21 protein-coding genes are annotated in these 25,276 nt (G+C 60.5%); 11 read left to right on the plus strand and 10 right to left on the minus strand.

The window, feature by feature from the left end; genetic code table 11:
* Positions 1–165: 165 nt before the first annotated feature.
* The 4 genes from J1G33_RS01930 to J1G33_RS01945 form a co-directional block, all read right to left on the minus strand.
* Positions 166–3,012 (minus strand): valine--tRNA ligase, encoded by a 2,847-nt coding sequence (locus J1G33_RS01930; protein WP_032877623.1) that lies wholly within the window; start codon positions 3,010–3,012, stop codon positions 166–168.
* Between the two features lie 212 nt (positions 3,013–3,224).
* Positions 3,225–3,599, minus strand: coding sequence for a hypothetical protein (locus J1G33_RS01935; RefSeq protein ID WP_005785135.1), 375 nt, complete (start codon positions 3,597–3,599; stop codon positions 3,225–3,227).
* An 8-nt stretch (positions 3,600–3,607) separates the two neighbouring features.
* The gene (locus J1G33_RS01940; RefSeq protein WP_005785137.1) at positions 3,608–4,036 is read right to left on the minus strand and encodes a DNA polymerase III subunit chi; all 429 of its coding nucleotides are present in this window, start codon (positions 4,034–4,036) and stop codon (positions 3,608–3,610) included.
* A 51-nt stretch (positions 4,037–4,087) separates the two neighbouring features.
* Complete coding sequence (locus J1G33_RS01945) at positions 4,088–5,578, minus strand: leucyl aminopeptidase (protein ID WP_032877622.1); 1,491 nt, start codon at positions 5,576–5,578, stop codon at positions 4,088–4,090.
* 284 nt (positions 5,579–5,862) lie between these two features.
* On the opposite strand from J1G33_RS01945, the gene lptF reads away from it, so the two are divergent.
* From lptF to tadA, 10 genes are all read left to right on the plus strand, one after another.
* Positions 5,863–6,981, plus strand: coding sequence for an LPS export ABC transporter permease LptF (lptF, locus tag J1G33_RS01950; RefSeq protein WP_032877621.1), 1,119 nt, complete (start codon positions 5,863–5,865; stop codon positions 6,979–6,981).
* Complete coding sequence (gene lptG / locus J1G33_RS01955; protein ID WP_032877620.1) at positions 6,974–8,053, plus strand: LPS export ABC transporter permease LptG; 1,080 nt, start codon at positions 6,974–6,976, stop codon at positions 8,051–8,053. Before lptF ends, lptG begins: the two co-directional genes overlap by 8 nt.
* 151 nt (positions 8,054–8,204) lie before the next feature.
* Positions 8,205–10,004 (plus strand): translation elongation factor 4, encoded by a 1,800-nt coding sequence (lepA, locus tag J1G33_RS01960; protein ID WP_223017625.1) that lies wholly within the window; start codon positions 8,205–8,207, stop codon positions 10,002–10,004.
* 5 nt (positions 10,005–10,009) lie between these two features.
* A complete protein-coding gene (gene lepB, locus J1G33_RS01965; RefSeq protein WP_032877618.1) occupies positions 10,010–10,864 on the plus strand; it encodes a signal peptidase I in 855 nt (284 codons plus the stop codon).
* 152 nt (positions 10,865–11,016) lie between these two features.
* A complete protein-coding gene (rnc, locus tag J1G33_RS01970) occupies positions 11,017–11,706 on the plus strand; it encodes a ribonuclease III (protein ID WP_005785145.1) in 690 nt (229 codons plus the stop codon).
* Positions 11,699–12,601: a GTPase Era gene (era, locus tag J1G33_RS01975; protein WP_005785147.1), complete on the plus strand. Its 903-nt coding sequence runs from the start codon at positions 11,699–11,701 to the stop codon at positions 12,599–12,601. The genes rnc and era overlap by 8 nt, the downstream gene beginning before the upstream one ends.
* A gap of 157 nt (positions 12,602–12,758) precedes the next feature.
* Positions 12,759–13,448: a DNA repair protein RecO gene (gene recO, locus J1G33_RS01980; RefSeq protein WP_005785148.1), complete on the plus strand. Its 690-nt coding sequence runs from the start codon at positions 12,759–12,761 to the stop codon at positions 13,446–13,448.
* A 51-nt stretch (positions 13,449–13,499) separates the two neighbouring features.
* Positions 13,500–14,243 carry a pyridoxine 5'-phosphate synthase gene (gene pdxJ, locus J1G33_RS01985; RefSeq protein WP_148853384.1) on the plus strand — a complete coding sequence of 248 codons (744 nt, stop codon included), beginning with the start codon at positions 13,500–13,502 and terminating at the stop codon, positions 14,241–14,243.
* Between the two features lie 249 nt (positions 14,244–14,492).
* Positions 14,493–15,875 carry a multicopper oxidase family protein gene (locus J1G33_RS01990; protein ID WP_032877616.1) on the plus strand — a complete coding sequence of 461 codons (1,383 nt, stop codon included), beginning with the start codon at positions 14,493–14,495 and terminating at the stop codon, positions 15,873–15,875.
* Positions 15,875–16,372, plus strand: a complete 498-nt coding sequence (tadA, locus tag J1G33_RS01995; protein WP_078820361.1) for a tRNA adenosine(34) deaminase TadA — start codon at positions 15,875–15,877, stop codon at positions 16,370–16,372. The genes J1G33_RS01990 and tadA overlap by 1 nt, the downstream gene beginning before the upstream one ends.
* Before the next feature lie 128 nt (positions 16,373–16,500).
* On the opposite strand, the gene cmoB is transcribed toward tadA, so the two are convergent.
* The 6 genes from cmoB to lon all read right to left on the minus strand — a co-directional run bounded on the left by cmoB (position 16,501) and on the right by lon (position 22,596).
* Positions 16,501–17,457 carry a tRNA 5-methoxyuridine(34)/uridine 5-oxyacetic acid(34) synthase CmoB gene (gene cmoB / locus J1G33_RS02000; RefSeq protein ID WP_032877614.1) on the minus strand — a complete coding sequence of 319 codons (957 nt, stop codon included), beginning with the start codon at positions 17,455–17,457 and terminating at the stop codon, positions 16,501–16,503.
* Entirely contained in the window at positions 17,454–18,197 is a 744-nt protein-coding gene (cmoA, locus tag J1G33_RS02005; RefSeq protein ID WP_223017626.1) for a carboxy-S-adenosyl-L-methionine synthase CmoA, read from the minus strand. Before cmoA ends, cmoB begins: the two co-directional genes overlap by 4 nt.
* 35 nt (positions 18,198–18,232) lie before the next feature.
* Positions 18,233–18,889 carry a lysoplasmalogenase gene (locus J1G33_RS02010; RefSeq protein ID WP_103733385.1) on the minus strand — a complete coding sequence of 219 codons (657 nt, stop codon included), beginning with the start codon at positions 18,887–18,889 and terminating at the stop codon, positions 18,233–18,235.
* Between the two features lies 1 nt (position 18,890).
* The gene (locus J1G33_RS02015) at positions 18,891–19,280 is read right to left on the minus strand and encodes a protease inhibitor I42 family protein (protein WP_223017627.1); all 390 of its coding nucleotides are present in this window, start codon (positions 19,278–19,280) and stop codon (positions 18,891–18,893) included.
* A gap of 337 nt (positions 19,281–19,617) precedes the next feature.
* Positions 19,618–20,028: a hypothetical protein gene (locus J1G33_RS02020; protein WP_148853380.1), complete on the minus strand. Its 411-nt coding sequence runs from the start codon at positions 20,026–20,028 to the stop codon at positions 19,618–19,620.
* 147 nt (positions 20,029–20,175) lie between these two features.
* Entirely contained in the window at positions 20,176–22,596 is a 2,421-nt protein-coding gene (lon, locus tag J1G33_RS02025; RefSeq protein WP_032877610.1) for an endopeptidase La, read from the minus strand.
* 312 nt (positions 22,597–22,908) lie between these two features.
* Here lon and J1G33_RS02030 point away from each other — a divergent pair, with 312 nt between their 5' ends.
* Entirely contained in the window at positions 22,909–25,245 is a 2,337-nt protein-coding gene (locus J1G33_RS02030) for a GGDEF domain-containing phosphodiesterase (protein ID WP_032877608.1), read from the plus strand.
* The last annotated feature ends 31 nt before the right edge of the window (positions 25,246–25,276 follow it).

The raw sequence follows: 25,276 nt of genomic DNA on the forward strand, positions 1-25,276 counted from the left end.
ACACATCCTGAGCTCAACCCGGTCAAATGTGGGAGGGGGCTTGCTCCCGATAGCGGTGTGACAGTCAAAAATATTGAGACTGATACACCGCTATCGGGAGCAAGCCCCCTCCCACAGAGGCAAAAAAAGAGACCCGAAGGTCTCTTTCTTTACGCGACTCAAGCCTTACAGGCTGGAAATCCGCGCATGTTGCTCGGCCAGTTTGCCCAAAGCCTGTTCAGCTTCGGCCAGCTTGGCGCGTTCTTTCTCGATCACCTCCGCCGGCGCCTTGTCGACGAATGCCGCGTTGGACAGCTTACCGCCCACGCGTTGCACTTCGCCTTGCAGGCGTGCGATTTCCTTGTCGAGACGGGCCAGTTCGGCGCCCTTGTCGATCAGGCCGGCCATCGGTACCAGCACTTCCATATCACCCACCAATGCAGTGGCGGACAGCGGCGCTTCGGCATCGGCAGCCAATACGGTGATCGACTCCAGCTTGGCCAGCTTCTTGAGCAACGCGTCGTTCTCGCCGAGACGGCGCTGATCTTCGGCACTGGCGTTCTTGACGAACACGGCCAATGGCTTGCCCGGCCCGATGTTCATCTCGGCGCGGATGTTGCGCGTGCCGAGCATCAGGGTCTTGAGCCATTCGATATCGCTTTCGGCGGCCTCATCGATGCGCGCTTCATTGGCCACTGGCCAAGGTTGCAGCATGATGGTCTTGCCTTCGATACCGGCCAGCGGCGCCAGGCGCTGCCAGATTTCTTCGGTGATGAACGGCATGAACGGATGCGCCAGGCGCAATGCCACTTCCAGTACGCGCACCAGGGTGCGGCGAGTGCCGCGCTGGCGTTCGACCGGGGCGTTTTCGTCCCACAATACCGGCTTGGACAGTTCCAGGTACCAGTCGCAATATTGGTTCCAGATGAACTCGTACAGCGCCTGTGCAGCCAGGTCGAAACGGAACTGGTCGAGCTGGCGGGTCACTTCGGCTTCGGTGCGCTGCAACTGCGAGATGATCCAGCGATCAGCCAGGCTCAGCTCATAGGCTTCGCCGTTCTGGCCGCAGTCTTCGCCTTTATCCAGCACGTAGCGCGCGGCGTTCCAGATCTTGTTGCAGAAGTTGCGATAGCCTTCGACGCGGCCCATGTCGAACTTGATGTCGCGACCGGTAGAGGCCAGCGAGCAGAAGGTGAAGCGCAGGGCGTCGGTGCCGTAGCTGGCGATGCCGTCGGCGAATTCGTCGCGGGTCTGCTTCTCGATCTTTTTCGCCAGTTTTGGCTGCATCAGGCCCGAGGTGCGTTTCTGCACCAGGGTTTCCAGGTCGATGCCGTCGATGATGTCCAGCGGGTCCAGGACGTTGCCCTTGGACTTGGACATCTTCTGGCCCTGGCCGTCGCGTACCAGGCCGTGTACGTACACGGTCTTGAACGGTACCTGCGGGGTGCCGTCTTCGTTTTTCACCAAATGCATGGTGAGCATGATCATCCGGGCAACCCAGAAGAAAATGATATCGAAGCCGGTGACCAGCACGTCGGTGGAGTGGAATTTCTTCAGGAATTCGGTCTGCTGCGGCCAACCCAGGGTGGAGAACGTCCACAGGCCCGAGCTGAACCAGGTGTCCAGTACGTCGTTGTCCTGTTGCAGCGCGATGTCGGCGCCGAGGTTGTGCTTGGCACGCACTTCGGCTTCGTCGCGGCCTACATAGACCTTGCCCGACTCGTCATACCAGGCCGGAATACGATGGCCCCACCACAGCTGACGGCTGATGCACCAATCCTGGATGTCGCGCATCCACGAGAAGTACATGTTTTCGTACTGTTTAGGCACGAACTGGATGCGGCCATCTTCCACGGCGGCGATGGCAGGCTCTGCCAGCGGCTTGGTGGACACGTACCATTGGTCGGTCAGCCACGGTTCGATCACGGTGCCGGAGCGATCGCCCTTCGGCACTTTCAGGCCGTGGTCGTCGACGCTGACCAGCAAGCCGGCGGCGTCGAAGGCGGCAACGATCTGCTTGCGCGCTTCAAAACGGTCCAGGCCGGCATATTCGGCCGGAATCTTGCCGTCGATGCTGTCGTTCAACGAGCCGTCCAGGTTGAATACCTGGCAGGCCGGCAATACGGCGGCATTCTTGTCGAAGATGTTCAGCAGCGGCAGGTTGTGGCGCTTGCCGACTTCATAGTCGTTGAAATCGTGGGCCGGGGTGATTTTCACGCAGCCGGTGCCGAATTCAGGGTCGCAATAGTCGTCCGCGATGATCGGGATACGGCGGCCAACCAATGGCAGTTCGACGAACTTGCCGATCAGCGCCTGGTAGCGCTCGTCGTTCGGGTTAACGGCCACGGCGGCATCGCCGAGCATAGTTTCCGGACGAGTGGTGGCGACGATCAGGTAGTCGTTGCCTTCAGCGGTCTTGGCGCCGTCGGCCAGCGGGTACTTGAGGTTCCACAGGAAGCCTTTCTCGTCGTGGTTTTCCACTTCGAGGTCGGAAATGGCCGTGTGCAACTTGGTGTCCCAGTTGACCAGGCGCTTGCCGCGGTAGATCAGGCCGTCTTCGTGCAGGCGCACGAAGGCTTCCTTCACGGCTTCCGACAGGCCGTCGTCCATGGTGAAGCGCTCGCGGCTCCAATCCACGGAGGAGCCCAGGCGACGGATCTGACGGCTGATATTGCCGCCGGACTGATCTTTCCATTCCCAGACTTTCTCCAGGAATTTCTCGCGGCCCAGGTCGTGACGGTTCTGGCCGGTGGCTTCCAGTTGGCGTTCCACCAGCATCTGCGTGGCGATACCAGCGTGGTCGGTGCCCGGCTGCCACAGGGTGTCGCGACCCTGCATACGGCGGAAACGGATCAACGCATCCATGATCGCATTGTTGAAGCCATGGCCCATGTGCAGGCTGCCAGTGACGTTCGGTGGCGGGATCATGATGGTGTACGAGTCGCCCGCACCTTGTGGGGCGAAATAGTTCTCGGACTCCCAGGTGTTGTACCAGGAAGTTTCGATAGCGTGGGGCTGGTAGGTCTTATCCATGCGCGGCGGGACCCTAGTTGGCATTTATTCAGGAAAGCCGGCAAGTATAACGGGGGAGGACGAGGAGGGCGAGTTGAAGACGGACTTAAGGCTGATGCAAAACTAATGTGGGAGGGGGCTTGCTCCCGATTGCTGAGTGTCAGCCACCGAATCATCGGCTGATACAACGCTATCGGGAGCAAGCCCCCTCCCACAGGAAATATCAGTGTCGTTTAGGACTGGTACTGGCTGAGCAACCGCTCCATCCGGGCATCCATCCGACGCTTGATCTCGGCTTCAATATGCGGCGCAAAGTCGTCAATCACATCCTGCATGATCAATTGCGCGGCGGCGCGCAGTTCATTGTCCAGGTGCAGGAGCAGGGCATCGGGGGCTTTTTCTGCGGCGGGAGCGGGTTCTGCAACCACAGGTTCCGGCGCGGCAGGCTTGCCGCTGACCATGTCGAACAGCAGCGGGATCTGTACCTCGCCATCGGCCGTTTCGGTCAGCAGCGGCGGTTGCAGGTTGTCATCACCCAGCAACTGACGGATCGACTCCAGGTCGTCCAGCAGGTGGTCGTCTTTTTTCAGCGGGTTGGGAGTGTCCATCGTGTGCTCTAAAGTCGTTGTAGCCGGTGATCCTGCAGAGAATAGCCCTGTTCGCGATAGAAACGGAAACTCTCCCGCGCGGCCTGACGAATAGCCGGGTCTTCCACCACCACTTCCGCCACGCGGGCAAAAGCCTTGGCAAAGGCCGGTACTTTCAGGTCCAGGTTGACCAGCAGGTCATGGTGATCGCCGCAACTGTCGCCCACACCCAGGACTACCAGGCTTTCAGGTTCGGATTCGGCGGGGCCGTGGGGCACGAAGCTTTCGCCCTTGAAGCGCCACAGGCGGGCATCCAGCTCATCGCGTTGGGCGGCATCGCTGCAATGCAGGTAGATGCGGTGGCCCATGCGCCAGGCTTTTTCGGTGAGCTTGCAGGCAAAGTCCAGGCGCGCGAGGGGATCGGCGCTGGGCAATATATAGAAGTCGACTTGGGTCATTGCGGTTCCTGAGACCGGGGCGGCGGGATGGTCGCCCCGGCATCTTCAGTTTCAGGCCTTGGCGCGATCCAGCAGGTATTGGGTCAACAGTGGCACCGGACGGCCGGTTGCGCCCTTGTCCTTGCCGCCGCTGGTCCAGGCGGTGCCGGCGATGTCCAGGTGGGCCCAGTTGAAGTTCTTGGCAAAGCGCGACAGGAAGCAGGCCGCCGTAATAGTGCCGGCTTTCGGGCCACCGATGTTGGCGATGTCGGCGAACGGACTGTCCAGTTGTTCCTGGTACTCATCGAACAGCGGCAGTTGCCAGGCGCGGTCGTCGGCAGCCTTGCCGGCGCTGAGCAGTTGCTCGATCAGTTCGTCGTTGTTGCCCAGCAGTCCCGAAGTGTGGGAGCCCAAGGCAACGATGCACGCGCCGGTCAGGGTGGCGATGTCGATCACGGCCTGGGGCTTGAAGCGCTCGGCGTAGGTCAGGGCGTCGCACAGCACCAGGCGGCCTTCGGCGTCGGTGTTGAGGATTTCCACGGTCTGGCCGCTCATGGTCGTGACGATATCGCCCGGGCGGGCCGCGCCGCCGCTCGGCATGTTCTCGGCACAGGCCAGGATGCACACCAGGTTGATCGGCAGCTTGAGTTCCAGCACGGCACGCAGGGTACCGAACACGCTGGCCGCGCCGCCCATGTCGTATTTCATCTCATCCATGCCCGCGCCCGGCTTGAGGCTGATGCCGCCGGTGTCGAAGGTGATGCCTTTACCCACCAGGGCGTAGGGCTTCTCGGATTTCTTGCCGCCGTTGTATTGCATCACGATCAGGCGTGGCGGCTGGTCGCTGCCCTGGCCTACGGCATAGAACGAGCCCATGCCCAGGTCCTTGATCTTCTTTTCATCCAGCACTTCAACCTTCAAGCCCTTGAACTCTTTGCCCAATGCTTTGGCCTGTTCGCCCAGGAATGTCGGGTGGCAGATGTTCGGCGGCAGGTTGCCCAGGTCGCGGGTGAACGACATGCCGTTGGCGATGGCCTGGGCGTGGGTCACGGCGCGCTGAACTTCAGCCTGGGCAGCCTTGATGGTCAGCAGGGTGATTTTCTTCAGGGCGCGGGGTTCGGCCTTCTGGCTCTTGAACTGGTCGAAAATATAGCCGCCGTCCAGCAGCGACTCGGCCAGCAGGCGGGTCTTGCCGTAGCTGTCACGGCCCTTGATCACGATTTCGTCGAGGGCCAGTGCCGCATCGCTGCCGCCCAGGCCCTTGAGGGTGGTAAGGATGCCGCTGATGATCTTGCGCAATGGACGGTCGCCCAGTTCGGCGTCCTTGCCCACGCCTACCAGCAATACGCGCTCGGCCTTGAGGTTGGGCAGGCTCTGCAGCAGCAGGCTCTGGCCGACTTTGCCGGCCAGGTCGCCGCGCTTGAGGATCGCGCTGATCGCGCCGCCGCTCAGTTCGTCCAGTTGCTTGGCGGCGACGCCGAGTGTGCGGCCTTCGCCGACAGCGACCACGAGGGTGGCGGTTTTCAACGTTTCGGGGCTAACGCTTTTTACAACCAATTCCATGTTCGGGTCCCTTATCAAGGTCTGTGAGCCTGGAGTTTGTACTCAGGCTTGAAGCTCGGCAGCTTGGTAAACCGCCAGCGGACAAAGGCCGCAGTTTGAACCTCGCCGGCGGAGCCTGACAACCCTTGGCGCACGCTTTGTGCGTGCGCATGAGTAAGCTCCGTGACAGGCGCGGTCAATCACAGGATAATGCGCCATCTTTTTAGCCGATCCGTGATAAACGGGTCGTCTCGGTATGCTTGCTTGTTTGGCCGCCTTAGCCTGACAACCCTGGAGTGTCTGGTTTGATCGTCTTCCGTTATCTGTCCCGCGAAGTCCTGTTGACCCTGAGTGCCGTGAGTGCGGTGTTGCTGGTCATCATCATGAGTGGTCGTTTCGTCAAGTTCCTGGCTCAAGCCGCCGCAGGCGCCCTGGATCCGGGGTCGTTGTTCTTGATCATGGGCTACCGGATGCCCGGGATGCTGCAGCTGATCCTGCCCCTTGGCCTGTTTCTCGGCATATTGCTGGCCTATGGCCGCTTGTACCTTGAGAGTGAAATGACCGTGCTGTCGGCCACCGGTATGAGCCAGCAACGTTTGCTGGCCATGACCATGGTGCCGGCCGCCGGCGTTGCCCTGGTGGTGGCCTGGTTGAGCATGAGCCTGGCGCCCCAGGGCGCCATGCAGTTCCAGCTGCTGTTGAACAAGCAGGATGCGATGACCGAGTTCGATACCCTCGAGCCCGGGCGCTTCCAGGCGCTCAGTGACGGTTCGCGGGTCACCTATACCGAAACCATGACCGATGACCGCTCCAACCTCGGTGGCGTGTTCATTTCCCAGAAAAACCTCGGCCAGAACCAGAAAGACCGTGGCATTACTATTCTGGTGGCCGATAGCGGGCGCCAGGAAATACGCCCCGACGGCAACCGCTACCTGATCCTGGAAAATGGCTACCGCTACGACGGCAGCCCTGGTCTGGCGGACTACCGGGCGATCAAGTACGACACTTATGGCGTCATGCTGCCCAAGCCTGAGATCAGCGGCGAGGTCACCGACCGCGACGCACTGCCGACTGCATCGCTGTTCGGCAGCCAGGAACTGCGCTCCATTGCCGAGCTGCAATGGCGTTTGTCCTTGCCGCTGCTGGTGTTTATCGTAACCTTGATGGCCGTGCCGCTGTCGCGCGTCAACCCGCGCCAGGGGCGTTTCCTCAAGCTGCTGCCGGCGATCCTGCTGTACATGGCCTACCTGACCATCCTGATTTCCGCCCGTGGCTCCCTCGAGAAAGGCAAGTTGCCGCCAGCCCTTGGCCTGTGGTGGGTGCACGGGGTTTTCCTGTTGATCGGCCTGGGGCTGCTCTATTGGGAACCTATCCGTTTGAAAATGAAGAGCCGTCGTGGCCTGAAGGAGTTGGCCCGTGGCTAAGCTTGATCGCTACATAGGCAGCAGCGTACTGATCGCCATCCTGGCGGTACTGGGCATCATTCTTGGCCTGGCCTTGCTGTTCGCCTTCATTGATGAAGTGGGCAACGTCACCGACACCTACACGGTCACGGATGTACTGAGCTACGTGGCACTGACTGCGCCGCGCCGCCTCTACGACATGATGCCGATGGCGGCGCTGATCGGTTGCCTGATCGGCCTGGGCACCCTGGCCAGCAACAGCGAGCTGACCATCATGCGCGCCGCCGGCGTTTCCATTGGTCGTATCGTCTGGGCGGTGATGAAGCCGATGCTGCTGCTGATGGCGTGCAGCGTGCTGATCGGTGAATACGTCGCGCCCCCGGCCGAAGCCACCGCCCAGGCCAATCGCGCCCTGGCCCAGGGCTCGGGCGATGCGCAAAGCGCCAAGCACGGCCTGTGGCACCGCCAGGGTGATGAGTTCATCCACATCAACGCCGTGCAGCCAGGCGGCCTGTTGATCGGTGTCACGCGCTATACCTTCGATAAAGAGCGGCACATGCTGTCCTCCAGCTTCGCCAAGCGCGCGCAATACAATGCCGAGCAATGGCAACTGAGTGACGTCACCACCACCTACTTCCGCAATGTGGGCCAGGGCACCAAGGCCAGCACTGAAGTGGTCAATGCACCGACCGAGCAGTGGGATATCGCCCTGAAGCCGGAACTGCTCAACACCGTGGTGATGGTCCCCGAAGCGCTGCCGATCTCGGGGTTGTGGAGCTACATCCATTACCTCAAGGACCAGGGCCTGAACAACGGCCGCTACTGGCTGGCGTTCTGGGTGAAAGTCCTGCAGCCGGTGGTAACCGCCGCGTTGGTGTTGATGGCGATCTCCTTCATCTTCGGGCCGTTGCGCTCCGTAACCCTGGGCCAGCGGGTATTTACCGGCGTGCTGGTGGGCTTTACCTTCCGCATCGCCCAGGATCTGCTCGGGCCGTCGAGCCTGGTGTTCGGTTTCTCGCCGCTGTTTGCGGTGCTGGTGCCGACGGCCATCTGCGCCGTGGCCGGGTTCTGGCTGCTGCGTCGGGCCGGTTGAAGCTGCGCTTATGCACAAAAAATGCCCCGCTCTCGTGAGTGGGGCATTTTTGTTCTGGTCAGCAAAGATGACGTCTGGCCTGAGCATCAGGTACAATTCCCGGCTATTTTTCAGCGGGCAATCTGCCTGCAGCCTTTTTGAGTGTTGATCCGTGAGTGATTTGAGTCATATCCGCAATTTCTCCATCATCGCCCACATTGACCATGGCAAGTCGACGCTGGCCGATCGATTCATCCAGATGTGCGGCGGCCTTGCCGAGCGTGAAATGGAAGCCCAGGTACTGGACTCCATGGACCTCGAACGCGAACGCGGGATCACCATCAAGGCCCACAGCGTTACTCTGTATTACAAGGCCAAAGACGGCATCACCTACCAGCTGAACTTCATTGACACCCCGGGCCACGTCGACTTCACCTATGAAGTCAGCCGTTCGCTTGCGGCCTGTGAAGGTGCCTTGCTGGTAGTCGACGCCGGCCAGGGCGTCGAGGCGCAGTCGGTTGCCAACTGCTACACCGCGATCGAGCAGGGCCTGGAAGTCATGCCCGTGCTCAACAAGATCGACCTGCCCCAGGCCGAGCCTGAGCGTGTCAAGGAAGAGATCGAGAAGATCATCGGCATCGACGCCACCGACGCCGTCACCTGCAGCGCCAAGACCGGCCTGGGTGTCGACGAAGTACTCGAGCGTCTGGTGCACACCATTCCCGCGCCGACCGGCAACTACGAAGATCCGCTGCAAGCGTTGATCATCGACTCCTGGTTCGACAACTACCTGGGCGTTGTCTCCCTGGTCCGCGTGCGCCATGGCCGTGTGAAGAAGGGCGACAAGATCCTGGTCAAGTCCACCGGCAAGATCCACCTGGTGGACAGCGTCGGTGTATTCAACCCCAAGCACACCGCCACCACTGATCTGAAAGCCGGTGAAGTAGGCTTCATCATCGCCGGTATCAAGGACATCCACGGTGCACCGGTGGGTGACACCCTGACCCTGAGCTCCACGCCCGACGTCGACGTACTGCCCGGCTTCAAGCGTATCCAGCCACAGGTCTACGCCGGCCTGTTCCCGGTCAGCTCCGACGACTTCGAGGATTTTCGCGAAGCGCTGCAAAAGCTGACCCTCAACGACTCGTCGTTGCAGTACACCCCGGAAAGCTCCGACGCCCTGGGCTTGGGCTTCCGCTGCGGGTTTCTGGGCATGCTGCACATGGAAATCATCCAGGAGCGTCTTGAGCGCGAGTACGACCTGGACCTGATCACCACGGCGCCGACCGTTATTTTCGAGCTGTTGCTCAAAACCGGTGAAACGATTTACGTCGACAACCCGTCCAAGCTTCCGGATCTGTCGGCCATCGAAGACATGCGTGAGCCAATCGTGCGGGCCAATATCCTGGTCCCGCAGGAGCACCTGGGCAACGTCATCACCCTGTGTATCGAGAAGCGTGGCGTACAGCGCGACATGCTGTTCCTCGGTACCCAGGTGCAAGTGACCTACGATATGCCGATGAACGAAGTGGTCCTGGACTTCTTCGACCGTCTCAAATCCACCAGTCGCGGCTATGCTTCGCTGGATTACCATTTCGATCGTTACCAATCGGCTAATCTGGTGAAACTGGATGTGCTGATCAACGGCGACAAGGTAGATGCCCTGGCACTGATCGTGCACAAGGACAACGCGCACTACAAAGGTCGCCAACTGACCGAGAAGATGAAAGAACTGATTCCGCGCCAGATGTTCGACGTTGCGATCCAGGCCGCCATTGGCGGGCAGATCATTGCACGGACTTCCGTCAAGGCTCTCAGAAAGAACGTACTGGCCAAATGCTACGGCGGTGACGTAAGCCGTAAGCGCAAGCTGCTTGAGAAGCAAAAGGCCGGTAAAAAACGCATGAAGCAAGTAGGTAACGTGGAAGTTCCACAAGAAGCCTTCCTTGCGGTGCTCAGGTTGGATAGTTAGGTCCTATGTCACTAAATTTCCCGCTGTTGCTGGTTATCGCCGTCGCCGTTTGCGGCCTCCTGGCGTTGCTCGATCTGGTGTTCTTCGCCCCGCGTCGGCGGTCGGCCATTGCTTCCTATCAGGGCAGCGTCAGCCAGCCCGATGCGGTGGTGATCGAGAAGCTGAACAAAGAGCCCTTGCTGGTTGAATACGGCAAGTCGTTCTTCCCGGTGTTGTTCATCGTGCTGGTGCTGCGTTCGTTCCTGGTGGAGCCGTTCCAGATCCCTTCTGGGTCGATGAAGCCGACCCTGGACGTGGGCGACTTTATCCTGGTGAACAAGTTTTCCTACGGGATCCGCTTGCCGGTGATCGACAAGAAAGTCATCGAGGTTGGTGACCCGCAGCGCGGCGATGTGATGGTATTCCGCTACCCGAGCGACCCTAACGTCAACTACATCAAGCGTGTAGTCGGCCTGCCGGGCGACGTGGTGCGCTACACCAGCGACAAGCGCCTGTTCATCAACGGTGAATCGGTGGCCGAGAAGCTGCTGGGCGCCGAGCCGAACACCCTGGGCAGCGCCGAGCTGTACCAGGAAAAACTCGGTGCGGTAGAGCACGAGATCCGCAAGGAAATGAGCCGCTACCGCGCAATGCCTGATGGCCAGTGGAAAGTACCCGCCGGGCACTACTTCATGATGGGCGACAACCGCGACAACTCCAATGACAGCCGTTACTGGGATGACCCCAATATTCCCAAGGACCTGCTGGGCATGGTGCCCGACGAGAACATCGTCGGCAAAGCCTTCGCGGTCTGGATGAGTTGGCCGGAACCCAAGCTCAGCCACCTGCCGAACTTCTCGCGGGTCGGGCTGATCAAGTAATACAGGCGGCGCTGTGAACACAGCGCCGAATGCTTTTCTGGGGTTTGGACAATTAACCGTCCGGCCCCATGCAGCACCAACCAGGATGTGAATTTGAACACTGCGTCAATCGTCGATGGCCGCCGGTGCCACCAACTAGATATGGATAAACCGTGACCGTTTCTCTAAGTCGTCTCGAGCGCCAGCTCGGCTACACCTTCAAGGACCCCGAATTGATGGTCCTTGCCCTCACACACCGCAGCTTTGCAGGGCGCAATAACGAGCGCCTGGAATTCCTCGGTGATGCCATCCTCAATTTTGCCGCCGGTGAGGCGCTGTTCGAGCGTTTTCCTCAAGCGCGCGAAGGCCAGCTTTCGCGCCTGCGGGCGCGCCTTGTGAAAGGCGAGACCCTGGCCGTGCTGGCCCGAGGTTTCGGCCTGGGCGAGTACCTGCGGTTGGGGTCCGGTGAGTTGAAAAGCGGCGGTTTCCGTCGCGAATCGATTCTGGCCGATGCCCTGGAAGCCTTGATCGGCGCGATCTACCTCGATGCAGGGATGGAGACGGCCAAGGAGCGCGTGGTCGCCTGGCTGGCTTCTGAAATCGAAAGCCTGACGCTGGTCGACACCAACAAAGATCCCAAGACCCGCCTGCAGGAATACCTGCAGTCCCGCGGTTGCGAACTCCCACGCTACGAAGTGGTGGATATCCAGGGTGAGCCCCATTGCCGCGTGTTCTTCGTGGAGTGTGAAATCACCTTATTGAACGAAAAAAGCCGAGGTCAGGGTGTGAGCCGTCGCATTGCCGAACAGGTAGCGGCCGCTGCAGCACTGATTGCCCTGGGCGTGGAGAATGGCCATGACTGATTCAACCGCAACACGCTGTGGCTATGTTGCCATCGTCGGCCGCCCGAACGTGGGCAAGTCCACGCTGCTCAACCACATCCTCGGCCAGAAGCTCGCGATCACTTCGCGCAAGCCCCAGACCACTCGCCACAACATGCTGGGCATCAAGACTGAAGGCAACGTGCAAGCGGTGTATGTCGATACCCCGGGCATGCACAAAGGCGGTGAGAAAGCCCTGAACCGCTACATGAACAAGACCGCTTCGGCGGCGTTGAAAGACGTCGACGTGGTGATCTTCGTGGTCGACCGCACCAAGTGGACCGACGAAGACCAGATGGTTCTCGAGCGTGTGCAGTACGTCACCGGCCCCTTGATCGTCGCGTTGAACAAGACCGACCGCATCGAAGACAAAGCCGAGCTGATGCCGCACCTGACCTGGTTGCAGGAACAACTGCCGAACGCCCAGATCATGCCGATCTCGGCCCAGCACGGCCACAACCTCGAAGCCCTGGAGCGCGTGATCGCCGGTTACCTGCCGGAAAACGAGCATTTCTTCCCGGAAGACCAGATCACCGACCGCAGCAGCCGCTTCCTCGCCGCCGAGCTGGTACGCGAGAAAATCATGCGCCAGATGGGTGCCGAGCTGCCGTACCAGATCACCGTCGAGATCGAAGAGTTCAAGCAGCAGGGCAAGACCTTGCATATCCATGCGCTGATCCTCGTCGAGCGTGACGGCCAGAAGAAAATCATCATTGGCGACAAGGGCGAGCGCATCAAGCGCATCGGCACCGAAGCGCGCAAGGACATGGAGCTGCTGTTCGACTCCAAGATCATGCTCAACCTGTGGGTGAAGGTGAAGGGCGGCTGGTCCGATGATGAGCGTGCGTTGCGCTCACTGGGCTACGGCGACCTTTAAGAACACCGCAGGTCTGAAAAAATGTGGGAGGGGGCTTGCTCCCGATAGCGGAGGGTCAGTCACTTATTTGTTTAACTGACCCACCGCCATCGGGAGCAAGCCCCCTCCCACATTAGGTTGTGTGGTTTTCAAAATTGCATTCCAGCAGTGAGTTCCCATGTCTCAATCCCCACCTCCCAGCCAACTCGCCTACGTGCTGCACAGCCGCGCCTATCGCGAGACCAGCGCGCTGGTGGACTTCCTCACGCCTCAAGGCCGCCTGCGTGCGGTGCTGCGCAGCGCACGGGGCAAGGCAGGTACGTTGGCGCGGCCCTTCGTGGCCCTGGATGTGGAGTTTCGCGGCAAAGGCGAGCTGAAAAACGTCGGCCGCCTGGAAAGCGTCGGCACCTCTGCCTGGCTTAACGGCGATGCACTGTTCAGCGGCCTTTACCTCAATGAACTGCTGATCCGGCTGTTACCCGCCGAAGACCCGCACCCGGCAGTCTTCGATCACTACGCCGCGACGCTGCTGGCCCTGGCTGAAGGGCGCCCCCTGGAACCGCTGCTGCGCGCCTTCGAATGGCGCTTGCTCGACGACCTGGGCTATGGCTTTGAATTGCACAACGACCTGCACGGCGATCCCGTCGCCGCCGACGGCATGTACCGCCTGCAAGTGGATGCGGGCCTTGAGCGCGTGTACCTGTTGCAGCCGGGGCTGTTCCAGGGCAGCGAACTGCTGGCCATGAGCGACGCGGACTGGAGCGCGCCGGGCGCCTTGTCCGCCGCCAAGCGCCTGATGCGCCAGGCCCTTGCCGTGCACCTGGGCGGGCGACCGCTGGTCAGTCGCGAGTTGTTTCGAAAGCCCTGACATCCCCGTGTATGCTGTGCACCGATTCTTTCCCTTTTCAGGAGCGCTTCCGTGACCACCAGCAATCGCATTCTTCTTGGCGTCAACATCGACCACGTCGCCACCCTGCGCCAGGCCCGGGGCACCCGTTACCCTGACCCGGTCAAGGCCGCGCTGGACGCCGAAGAAGCGGGCGCCGACGGCATTACCGTGCACCTGCGCGAAGACCGCCGCCACATCCAGGAGCGTGATGTGCTGCTGCTCAAGGACGTGCTGCAAACGCGCATGAACTTCGAAATGGGCGTCACCGAAGAAATGATGGCGTTTGCCGAGCGCATTCGCCCGGCGCATATCTGCCTGGTGCCGGAAACCCGCCAGGAACTGACCACCGAGGGCGGCCTTGATGTCGCAGGTCAAGAAGCGCGGATCAAGGCCGCGGTGGAGCGGCTGTCGAAGATCGGCAGCGAAGTGTCCTTGTTTATCGACGCCGACGAACGCCAGATCCAAGCCTCGCGCCGTGTCGGTGCCCCGGCCATCGAATTGCACACTGGCCGTTACGCCGACGCCACCACCCCGACCGAAGTGGCCGACGAGCTGCAACGCATCATCGACGGCGTGAACTGCGGGCTCAACGAAGGCTTGATCGTCAATGCCGGCCATGGCTTGCACTACCACAACGTCGAAGCTGTGGCGGCGATCAAGGGCATCAACGAGCTGAACATCGGCCATGCACTGGTGGCCCATGCGCTGTTCGTCGGTTTCAAGGGTGCGGTTGCCGAGATGAAAGCCTTGATTCTGGCGGCTGCCAGGACCTGAGCAAACACAATATAAGCCACAATGAAGTTCACAATGTGGGAGGGGGCTTGCTCCCGATAGCAGTGTGTCAGTCAGCATGTTTTTAGCTGACCCACCGCCATCGGGAGCAAGCCCCCTCCCACATGTTGATCTTTATCGACATCCACAATTGCGCCATGCGGCAATGCGAAGCCTTACTGTTTAGGCGACGCAGGTGTATCGTATCTGCCCTTTGCGGGCCTTGGCCTGCGGCAGATACGTGAGGTTGCTGTGTCCCAATCGTTTTCCCGTCGACAGATCCTCGGTGGCCTTGCCGGCCTGGCAGTCGTCGGTGTGGGCGCCGGTGGCGCCTATCGTTACTGGCTGGGCAAGGTCGCCGATGCCAACGCAGGAAGCGACTACCAACTGATTGCCGCGCCCCTGGACGTGGAACTGGTACCGGGGCACAAGACCCAAGCCTGGGCATTCGGCCCTTCGGCGCCTGGCACCGAGTTGCGCGTGCGCCAGGGCGAATGGCTGCGGGTACGTTTCATCAATCACCTGCCGGTCGCCACTACCATCCACTGGCACGGCATCCGCCTGCCGCTGGAAATGGACGGCGTCCCCTACGTTTCGCAATTGCCGGTGCTGCCTGGGGAATATTTCGACTACCAATTTCGCGTGCCCGATGCCGGCAGCTACTGGTATCACCCCCACGTAAGCAGCAGCGAAGAACTTGGCCGTGGCCTGGTCGGCCCATTGATTGTGGAAGAGCGCGAACCCACCGGTTTCAAATACGAACGTACCTTGAGCCTGAAGAACTGGCACATCGACGAAGAAGGTGCGTTTGTCGAGTTCAGTATCCCCCGTGAAGCGGCGCGGGGCGGCACTGCAGGGCGCCTCTCCACCATCAACGGCGTGCCCCAGGCGGTCATCGACCTGCCCGCTGGGCAAATCACTCGCGTGCGCTTGCTCAACCTCGACAACACCCTGACCTATCGCCTCAACATCCCCGGCGTCGAAGCGCAGATCTACGCGTTGGACGGCAACCCCATCGAGCCGCGCCCGCTGGGCAAGGAATACTGGCTGGGCCCGGGGATGCGCATCTGTCTGGCAATCAAGGCCCCGCCGGCGGGTGAAGAATTGTCGATCCGCAACGGCCCGGTGCGCCTGGGCACCTTCCGTTCGGTGGCCAATACCGATGCGCCTACCCAGTGGCCACCGGCATTGCCGGCCAACCCGGTTGCCGAGCCGGACCTGGCCAATGCCGAGAAACTCAACTTCAATTTCGAATGGGTCGGTTCGGTGTCGGTCAATGTCGAAAACGGTAAGCCACCCAGCCTGTGGCAGATCAACGGCCAGGCCTGGGACATCACCGACAAGACCTGTGCCGACCGCCCGATTGCCAGGCTTGAAAAGGGCAAGAGCTACATCTTTGAATTGAAGAACATGACCCAGTACCAGCACCCGATCCACCTGCATGGCATGAGCTTCAAGGTGATTGCGTCGAACCGCCACAAGGTCATCCCGTATTTCACCGACACCTACCTGCTGGGCAAGAACGAACGCGCCCGTGTGGCGCTGGTGGCGGATAACCCGGGAGTGTGGATGTTCCATTGCCACGTGATCGACCATATGGAAACCGGCCTGATGGCCGCTATCGAGGTGGCGTGATGCGCCAGATTCGCCCCGGCGCGATTATCGACCGCAGCCGCGACCAGGACTTTATGCGCGAAGCCCTCGCCCTGGCCGCCCAAGGCGCCGCACTGGGCGAAGTGCCGGTGGGCGCGGTGCTGGTGCAGGATGGTGCAATCATCGGCCGCGGTTTCAATTGCCCGATCAGCGGCAACGACCCCAGCGCCCATGCCGAAATGGTCGCGATCCGCGCCGCTGCGCAAGCCATCAGCAACTATCGCCTGGTGGGCAGCACGCTGTATGTGACCCTGGAACCGTGCAGCATGTGCGCCGGGTTGATCGTGCATTCACGCATCGCAAGGGTGGTGTATGGCGCACTGGAGCCCAAGGCCGGGATTGTGCAGAGCCAGGGGCAGTTTTTTACCCAGGGCTTTCTCAACCATAAGGTACTGTTTGAAGGCGGCGTGCTGGCCGAGGAGTGCGGCACGGTGTTGAGCGAGTTCTTCAAGGCTCGCCGGGCCAAGCCATCACTCTAGCCAACACAGGAGTTCCAATGTGGGAGGGGGCTTGCTCCCGATAGCGGTGGGTCAGTTAACCAATAGGTGACTGACATACTGCTATCGGGAGCAAGCCCCCTCCCACATTTGGCTCTCTATTTGTTCAGTTACTTTTTGGCGATGATCACCGCCCGCATCGGCGCCGGCAGCCCTTCGATGGTCTTGCTGTGATCTTCGGGGTCGAGGAAGTCACTGAGCGACTGATATTTCATCCACTCTGTTCCACGCTGTTCCTCAACCGTGGTCACGCTCACATCCACGCACCGCACCTCACTGAAGCCTGCACGGCGCAGCCACAACATCAACGCCGGCACCGAGGGCAGGAACCACACGTTACGCATCTGTGCATAACGGTCTTCCGGCACCAGCACCTGCTGCTGATCGCCTTCCACCACCAGGGTTTCCAGGACCAGCTCGCCGCCCTTGACCAGGGTGTCTTTGAGCGCCAGCAAGTGCTCGATCGGCGAGCGGCGATGGTAGAACACGCCCATGGAGAACACCGTGTCGAAGCCTTCCAGGTTCGCCGGCAAGTCTTCGAACGGGAACGGCAGGTGCCAGGCTTTGGGCTCAGACAGGTAACGTTGCACTGCCTGGAACTGGCAGAAGAACAGCCAGTTGGGGTCCACGCCAATCACACTGTCGGCGCCCGCGCCGAGCATTCGCCACATGTAGTAACCGTTGCCGCAGCCCACATCGAGGATGCGTTTGCCCTTCAAGTTCAAGTGCGGCGCAACCCGCGACCACTTCCAGTCCGAACGCCATTCGGTGTCCACATGCACGCCGAACAGGTGGAACGGGCCTTTGCGCCATGGGCTCAGCCCCATCAGTGCCGAGTGCATCCGGGCGCGGGTTTCGTCGTCGCAATCGGTGTCCAGCACCAGGCCGTTCAACAGGTCGACTTCGCTGGGCTGGATCTTCGGCAGTGCGTCCAAAGCACTCTGCCAGCGCTCCAGGTCGCCATGACCTTTTTCCATCTTGCTGTCGAGCTGCGCTTGCAGGCCCTGGGCCCAAACGGCCAAAGGAGTGCCGACCAGATGGCGGGCGAGGGGGGATAAATCAATCATGGCAAGGCAATCAACGAGGCAAAGTTAAGACACTGGAACCACGGCACGACTTTCGAGAACCCGGCCGCCAGCAGGCGTTCGCGGTGTTCTTCGAGGCTGTCGGGTTTCATGACGTTTTCGATGGCGCTGCGCTTCTGGGCGATTTCCAGTTCGCTGTAGCCGTTGGCGCGTTTGAACGCGATATGCAGGTCGGTCAGCAGTGCGTGTTCTTCAATATCGTTAAAGCGCAGCTTTTCCGAGAGGATCAACGCCCCGCCCGGCAGCAGCGATTGGCGGATACGCCCGAGCAACGCCAGGCGTTCGTCAGGGGCGATGAATTGCAGGGTGAAGTTCAGCGCTACCACCGATGCAGGCTGAAATTGCAACGCGAGGATATCGCCCTCGATCACCTCGACCGGCAGCAGCTCTTGGAACATCGAGTCCTGCCCGTTGAGGTATTCGCGGCAACGTTCGACCATCGCCGCCGAGTTGTCCACCGCGATCACCCGGCAGCCATCGGTGCGCACATGGCGACGCAGGGCTTGGGTCACGGCACCCAGGGACGAGCCCAGGTCATACAGCACGCTACCCGGCTGGGCAAATTGCGCGGCCAGCACGCCGAGGTTCTCGACGATGGTCGGGTAGCCCGGTACCGAGCGTTTGATCATGTCCGGGAACACCCGCACCACATCCTCGTTAAAGGCGAAGTCCGGCACCTGGGGCAGGGGCTGGGCGAATAGGCGATCGGGTTCTTTGCTCACGGTTGTTCCGGCGACGAGGGGGAAAGGCCGGCATTTTAGCCAAGTTGGTCGTCGGATGCGCGGGTTGTCTGATGGAAAGCTGAGGCGGTGATGCCCCATTGCCCGAGCCAATAAGTAGCGATCAACAAATAGGGCGCCGCATCGAAGGCCAATACAAACCGGTTGATACCGATCAACGTATCGGAAAACACAAACGACACCGCACCCGCTGCCGCCAGCAGTGCCGAGCGTTGCGGTACCGCGCTGCCCAACCTTGCCAATGCACGCCAGAGCATGGCGCTGATCACCAGCGCGTAAACCACCACCGGTATCAGCAACTCGCCTAAACCGTGGGAGATCAGGATGCCCAGCAGGATCGCCCCGACAGCCAGGGCCAGCACCAGCGGTACTATTGCCAGGCGCCGACAGTCGCTGAAATAGGCTTTGAGGTAAGCCAGATGCGCAAACAGAAATGCGCCCAGGCCAAAGATAAACAGGTCCCCCGGCCAGGCGAGCAATACGTCGCCCACCACGGAAAAAATCAACCCCAGGCTGATCCAGCGTCGATAGTCGGTAGGCGGTGCGTCATGCAGCCAACCCAGCAGCGCCAGAACCGGCAGTGGCTTGACCAGCAGGCACAGCAGCGTCGCGTGAGTCGCCAGGCCGTAGATAAAGGTACCGGCGCCCATCAAGGCAAGGATCAGCCAAGGCATATCAGTTCACCGTAATGGTGCAGTCAAAGGTTTCGACAGGTTCGGCTTCCGGCTCCCAGGGTTGCTGGGAGGTCAGGCGCAAACGGCCTTGCCCTGGGGCGAATGCCTGGAAGCGCCAGGTCGATTGACCACCGCCGCCGATCACACCGGATTCGGCGCTGCTATAGACCTCGGGGCTCAATGCGCGCAGAACACCGCCAGCGGAGTCCTGGATGGCCCAGCGGTAGCCGGTGGTGGGATTGCTGGGCAAGGTGAGGATCAGGTTCTGATTGGTTTTAAGCTGGAGCGGGCAGGCGCTCTGGTTGTCCACGGTAACGTTTTGCTTCGGTGCACTGGCGCACGCGGCCAACAGGGCAAGGCTCAAGGGGAGAAGCAGGCGGGCAGCGGTCATGGAGGCTCCGTTTATACACGACGAAGGGCGAGCATAACCGAAGATGAGGCAGGGTGTGACAAGCAGGGTATGTGTCGCGGCCACTCACGCCATCGGGGGCAAGCCCCCTCCCACATTTGACCGCGTTGTCATTCACGACGCCGGTTCCCTGTGGGAGGGGGCTTGCCCCCGATGAGGCCGGTTCAGGCGCTAGAGCTCTATCAGAACAGCACCTTCGCCACATCCGCAAAGCGCCTGGCGAAGTGCACTGTCATGCCGTCCTTCAACTACTCCTGCAACGCCTCAACGCTCCCACGGTTGGGGCTCTGCCAGAGCAGTTCGTGATTTTTCGTATAAGTTATCGCGCAGAGAATTCGAACTTGCCTGTTGCCCGCAATTTGTTCAGCGCCCCCAGCACCACGTCAAAGGAGAGGGTGTAATCACCACTTTTATCAGTGATGATTTCGTAGGTTCCTTCAGTGATTTCTGCTGAGAAAACGGGGAGGGGGTAAAGCTCGGCGTAATTTAAACGACTCAACCCTTTGTCTTCAGGATACGAGTACTTTCCCGGCGGGGTTTGACTATTGATCACCACATGGAAGGAGCTGTACTTGGGATCGTCTGGCGAGCCGTACTCTTGAAGAGCGTTAAATTGAACGGTGTGCGCGTGGTATGCCATCGACGCGTTGGCGACTTTCATCTGCACATTACCGACAGTGGCTGTAAAGTTACCGATTACGAACTGATCAACACGTGAATTGTTAGTCATCATTTTTCCCTTTTGCTGGACAGTGATCTTTCAGATCTTGTCCAGTATTGGGAAGTGTCGGGTATTAACAACTGTTAGAGTTAACAGTTGTTAATACCCGATTTTTATTAGTGTCAGCTTATTTAGCAGATTTTATTTAGGGAAGGATCAGAACAACACCTTCGCCACATCGGCAAAGCGCTTGGCGAAGTGCACTGTCATGCCTTCCTTCAGGTACTCCGGCAACTCTTCAAAGCTGCCACGGTTGGGCTCCGGCAGGATCAGCTCGTGGATCTTCTGGCGCCGCGCTGCAATTACCTTTTCACGCACCCCGCCAATCGGCAGCACATGCCCGGTCAAGGTCAGTTCGCCGGTCATGGCCACGCCTTTCTTTGGCGGCTGGTTGCGTGCCAGCGACAGCAGCGCACTGGCCATGGTCACACCCGCACTCGGGCCGTCTTTCGGCGTGGCGCCTTCCGGCACGTGCAAGTGCACGAAGGCTTCGTCGAAGAACTTCGGATCACCGCCAAACGACTTCAGGTTCGAGCTGATGTAGCTGTAGGCGATTTCGGCGGATTCCTTCATCACTTCACCCAACTGCCCGGTGAGCTTGAAGCCGCGATTGAGCGTGTGGATACGCGTTGCTTCAATCGGCAATGTGGCGCCGCCCATGCTGGTCCAGGCCAGGCCGGTGATCACGCCGGTGCCGGACAGTACCTGCTCGTTACGGAATACCGGCATCCCCAGGGAGCTTTCCAGGTCCTTGTTGCCGATCTTGATCACGCTGTCGGGCTCATCCAGCAGCTTGACCACTGCCTTGCGCACCAGTTTGCCCAGTTGCTTCTCCAACTGACGCACCCCGGCTTCCCGCGCATAACCGTCGATCAACGCGCGCAGCGCGCCGTCGCTGATGGTCAGGCTGTTTTTCGCGACGCCGGCTTTTTCCAACTGTTTGGGCCACAGGTGGCGCTTGGCGATGGCGACTTTTTCTTCGGTGATATAGCCCGACAGGCGAATCACTTCCATGCGGTCCAGCAACGGGCCCGGAATCGAGTCCAGGGTGTTGGCGGTGCACACGAACAGCACTTTGGACAGGTCCAGGCGCAGGTCCAGGTAGTGGTCGAGGAATTCGACGTTCTGCTCCGGGTCCAGGGTTTCCAGCAACGCCGATGCCGGATCGCCCTGGAAGCTCTGGCCCATCTTGTCGATCTCGTCGAGCATGATCACCGGGTTCATGACTTCCACGTCTTTCAGTGCCTGCACCAGCTTGCCGGGCAGGGCGCCGATGTAGGTGCGGCGATGGCCCTTGATCTCGGCCTCATCGCGCATACCGCCGACGCTGAAACGGTAGAACGGTCGGCCCAGGGACTCGGCAATGGATTTGCCCACGCTGGTCTTGCCCACGCCCGGCGGGCCTACCAGCAGCACGATGGAACCGGCGACTTCGCCTTTATAGGCGCCCACCGCGAGGAATTCGAGGATGCGACTCTTGATGTCATCCAGGCCCGCATGGTGTTTGTCCAGCACCTTGCGCGCGTGTTTGAGGTCGAGCTTATCTGCGCCGTACACGCCCCACGGCACCGAGGTAGCCCAGTCCAGGTAGTTGCGCGTGACGGCGTATTCCGGCGAGCCGGTCTCCAGGATCGACAGTTTGTTCAATTCTTCATCAATGCGTTTTTTCGCCTGGGCCGGCAGCACCTTGCCTTCCAGGCGCTGCTCGAACTGCTCGACGTCCGCACTGCGGTCGTCCTTGGTCAGGCCCAGCTCCTGCTGGATGACCTTGAGCTGTTCCTTGAGGAAGAATTCGCGCTGGTGCTCGCCGATCTTGCGGTTCACTTCGGCAGACAGTTCTTTTTGCAGCCGCGCCACTTCGACCTCTTTGCGCAGCATCGGCAGCACTTTTTCCATGCGCTTGAGCATGGGTACGCAGTCCAGCACTTCCTGCAGCTCATTACCTGTCGCCGAGGTGAGGGCAGCGGCGAAGTCGGTGAGCGGCGACGGGTCGTTGGGGCTGAAGCGGTTGAGGTAGTTCTTCAACTCTTCGCTGTACAGCGGGTTGAGCGGCAGCAGTTCCTTGATCGCATTGATCAACGCCATGCCGTAGGCCTTGACCTCGTCGGTGGGTTCGCTGGGCTGATGCGGGTATTCGACCTCCACCAGGTACGGTGGGCGATGGTGCTTGAGCCAGGTTTTGATGCGCACACGGGTCAGGCCCTGGGCCACGAATTGCAGCTTGCCGTTCTCGCGGCTGGCGTGGTGCACCTTGACCAGGGTGCCGTACAGCGGCAGGGCCGAGGTGTCGAAGTGCCGCGGATCTTCAGGCGGCGTGTCCATGAAAAACAGGGCAAGGGAGTGGTGGTCGGATTTGCTCACCAACTCCAGGGTCTCGGCCCACGGCTCTTCATTGACGATCACCGGCAGCACTTGCGCCGGGAAAAACGGCCGGTTGTGGATCGGGATGATATAGACCTTGTCCGGCAGGTTCTGCCCAGGAAGCGCCAGGCCGGTGTTGGACGAGGAGGTTTCTGCGTTTTCGGGGTCGGCGTAATCGTTGAGGTCGTAATCAGGGACGTCTTGCTGGTCGCTCATGGGGCACCTGCATAAGGGAGTATGCAGGTTAGATGGGGCGGGGGAGCGGTGGTTTCAATGGTGGGGGTGAGATAGCAACATATTGCATGAAATTACCAAAATGACGCTGCCTCAGTGCCCTAGTCAATAATATGACGATAACGGTGCCGTATTTATTGGGTTTACTTATGCATTGTCCAAGCTAATCTAGCCTAAACAAAATTCTCTTTAAGGATGGACGTTTTTTTGACGCCAGCTCAGCAACCGGCAGGGATGCATATGAGAGACGCAACGCACCGCACAGAACGCCGAGCGCGGCCGGCGGGTGCGGCATTGCAGTGGCGTCACACCTTTCAAACCCGGATTGCCGGAGTACTGGCGCTGTTGTTGCTGGTGGTCGTGGCGGCCACGTATTTCGCCGTCAAGGCCGCTACTACCCGCGCCGTGGAGAACCAGGCCCAGGTGCAGTTGGACACTGGGCGGCAGGTGTTCGAGCGCTTGTTGGACCTGCGCGGCCGCCGCCTGCAATATGGGTTGGACTGGCTCACCATCGATGGCCCGTTCAAGCAGGCCGTGGCCGGTGGCGCAACCGTGCCGATCCTGGAGGCCCTGGGACGCCACGGTACGGGGGTCAATTCCAGCGAAGTGTTCGTGTTGGGCCTGGATGACAGGGTCATGGTCAGTACCTTGCTGGCGATGACGCAAGGGGAGGCGTTCCCTTATGCCAATGCATTGCGCAGCGCGCGCCGCAGCGGCCAGCAAATGCTGATCGTCGCCATGGCTGGGCGCCCCTACTTGCTGGTGCAGAAGGAAGTCCTTGAACCCGCGCCCATCGCCCGAGTGATCATGGGCTTTCCCATGGATACGCAATTTGCCCATGAGTTGCGCTCCATGAGCAACCTTGAGGTGTCGTTTCTCAGCGTACAAGGCGGCCATGTCGGCCAGCTCTTCACGACCCAGCCGGGCAGTTTGCGCCCGAGCGTTATCGACCTGCTGCTGGGTACGTCAATCGATCCGCAGGCGCGGGTCCAAGGGTTCCATGGCCAGCGCGTGCTCAGCCAGGTGTTGCCCTTGGCCAATAGCGGCGAAGGCGATGAAGTGCGCGTGTTGCTGCAAAGCCCGCTGGACCACGCCCTGGAATCCTTCGCACCGCTGGACCGGCAGTTTCTGGTGATTGCCGTGGCGGTGCTGTTGGTCTCGCTGGGGGCGGCGTTATTTCTTGCGCGGCGTGTATCACGCCCGCTCAATGCATTGGTGCGGGCCGCTGAGCGGATCGGCGCCGGTGACTACCACACGCCGGTGCGGGTGCGCAGCCACGATGAGTTCGGCCTCTTGGCCCGCGCTTTCAATGCCATGCAAAGCGGCATCGCCGTGCGCGAACGACAGTTGGCCCATAACGCTTTGCATGATGCGCTCACCGGCCTGCCCAATCGCGCCCTGGCCATGGAGCGTCTGGGCAGTGCGATCAGTGCGCGGCGGCCGGTGGTGTTGTTGTACCTGGGGATTGAAAACTATCGGGTCATCAACGAAGGCTTCGGCCCCCAGGGTGTGGAAGAAATGTTGTGCGAAGCCAGCCGCTGCCTGTCCATGAGCCTGCTGGCCAGCGACACCGCCGCGCGCATTGCCGGCAGTGAGTTTCTGCTGTTGCTGGAAAACACCGAAATCGACTCCGCCGTCGCCCGTGCCGACCGCGTGTACGGGCTGCTGACCGAACCCCAGCGCATCGGTAACGATGAAGTGCGTCATGAAGTGAGCATCGGTATTGCCGCGTATCCCGCAGACGGTCAGCAGGTCGAGGAACTGATCAACCGCGCCGCCATCGCTCGACATGACGCGGCCACCATGCCGGGGCATTTGCAGATCTACCAGCCTGATCGCGACCTCGCTCACCAACGCCAGATTACCCTGATCCGCGATCTGCGCCGGGCGGTGGTCGAAGGCGAGTTGTTCCTGTGCTATCAGCCCAAGCTTGACCTCAAGCACGGCCATGTGGGCCAGGCGGAAGCCTTGTTGCGTTGGCAACACCCGACCCTTGGGCAAGTGTCGCCCACAGAATTCATTCCCCTGGCCGAACGCACCGGCAGCATGGGGCCCCTGACCTTATGGGTGATTGAAGAGGCCATCCGCCAGATTGCCGAATGGGCGCTGCGTGGCCTGGTGATTCAACTGTCGGTGAATATCTCGGTGAACGACCTGGTCGATGACGACTTGGCCATTCGCGTCACTGCGCTATTGATCCAATACGAGGTGAGCGCCGAGCATTTGCTTTTCGAAATCACCGAAAGCGCCATCATGCACAATCCACAGCAAGCCCTCAGCGTGCTGGAACAACTGCGCGGCTGCGGCATCAGCCTGTCGGTGGACGACTTCGGTACCGGTTACTCATCACTGGCGCAGTTGCAGCGCCTGCCGGTACAGGAGTTGAAGATCGACCAGTCGTTTATACGTAACCTCGACAGCACCAGCGGCGACGGCGTGATCGTGCGCTCCACCATCGAGATGAGCCACAACCTGGGCCTCAAGGTCGTGGCCGAGGGGGTGGAGTTCGAGCACAGCCTCACCCTGCTCAAGCACTGGCAGTGCGACACGGCCCAGGGCTACCTGATCAGCCGGCCACTGAATGCCATGGCGTTCGAGCGCTGGATGCGCCGTGCGCGGGTGTCTGTTTAGACACAGCAGACGAGCATTAAACCGTGGCGAG

This window comes from Pseudomonas sp. P867, assembly GCF_019891455.1.
In the GTDB taxonomy this organism is placed as follows: domain Bacteria; phylum Pseudomonadota; class Gammaproteobacteria; order Pseudomonadales; family Pseudomonadaceae; genus Aquipseudomonas; species Aquipseudomonas synxantha_A.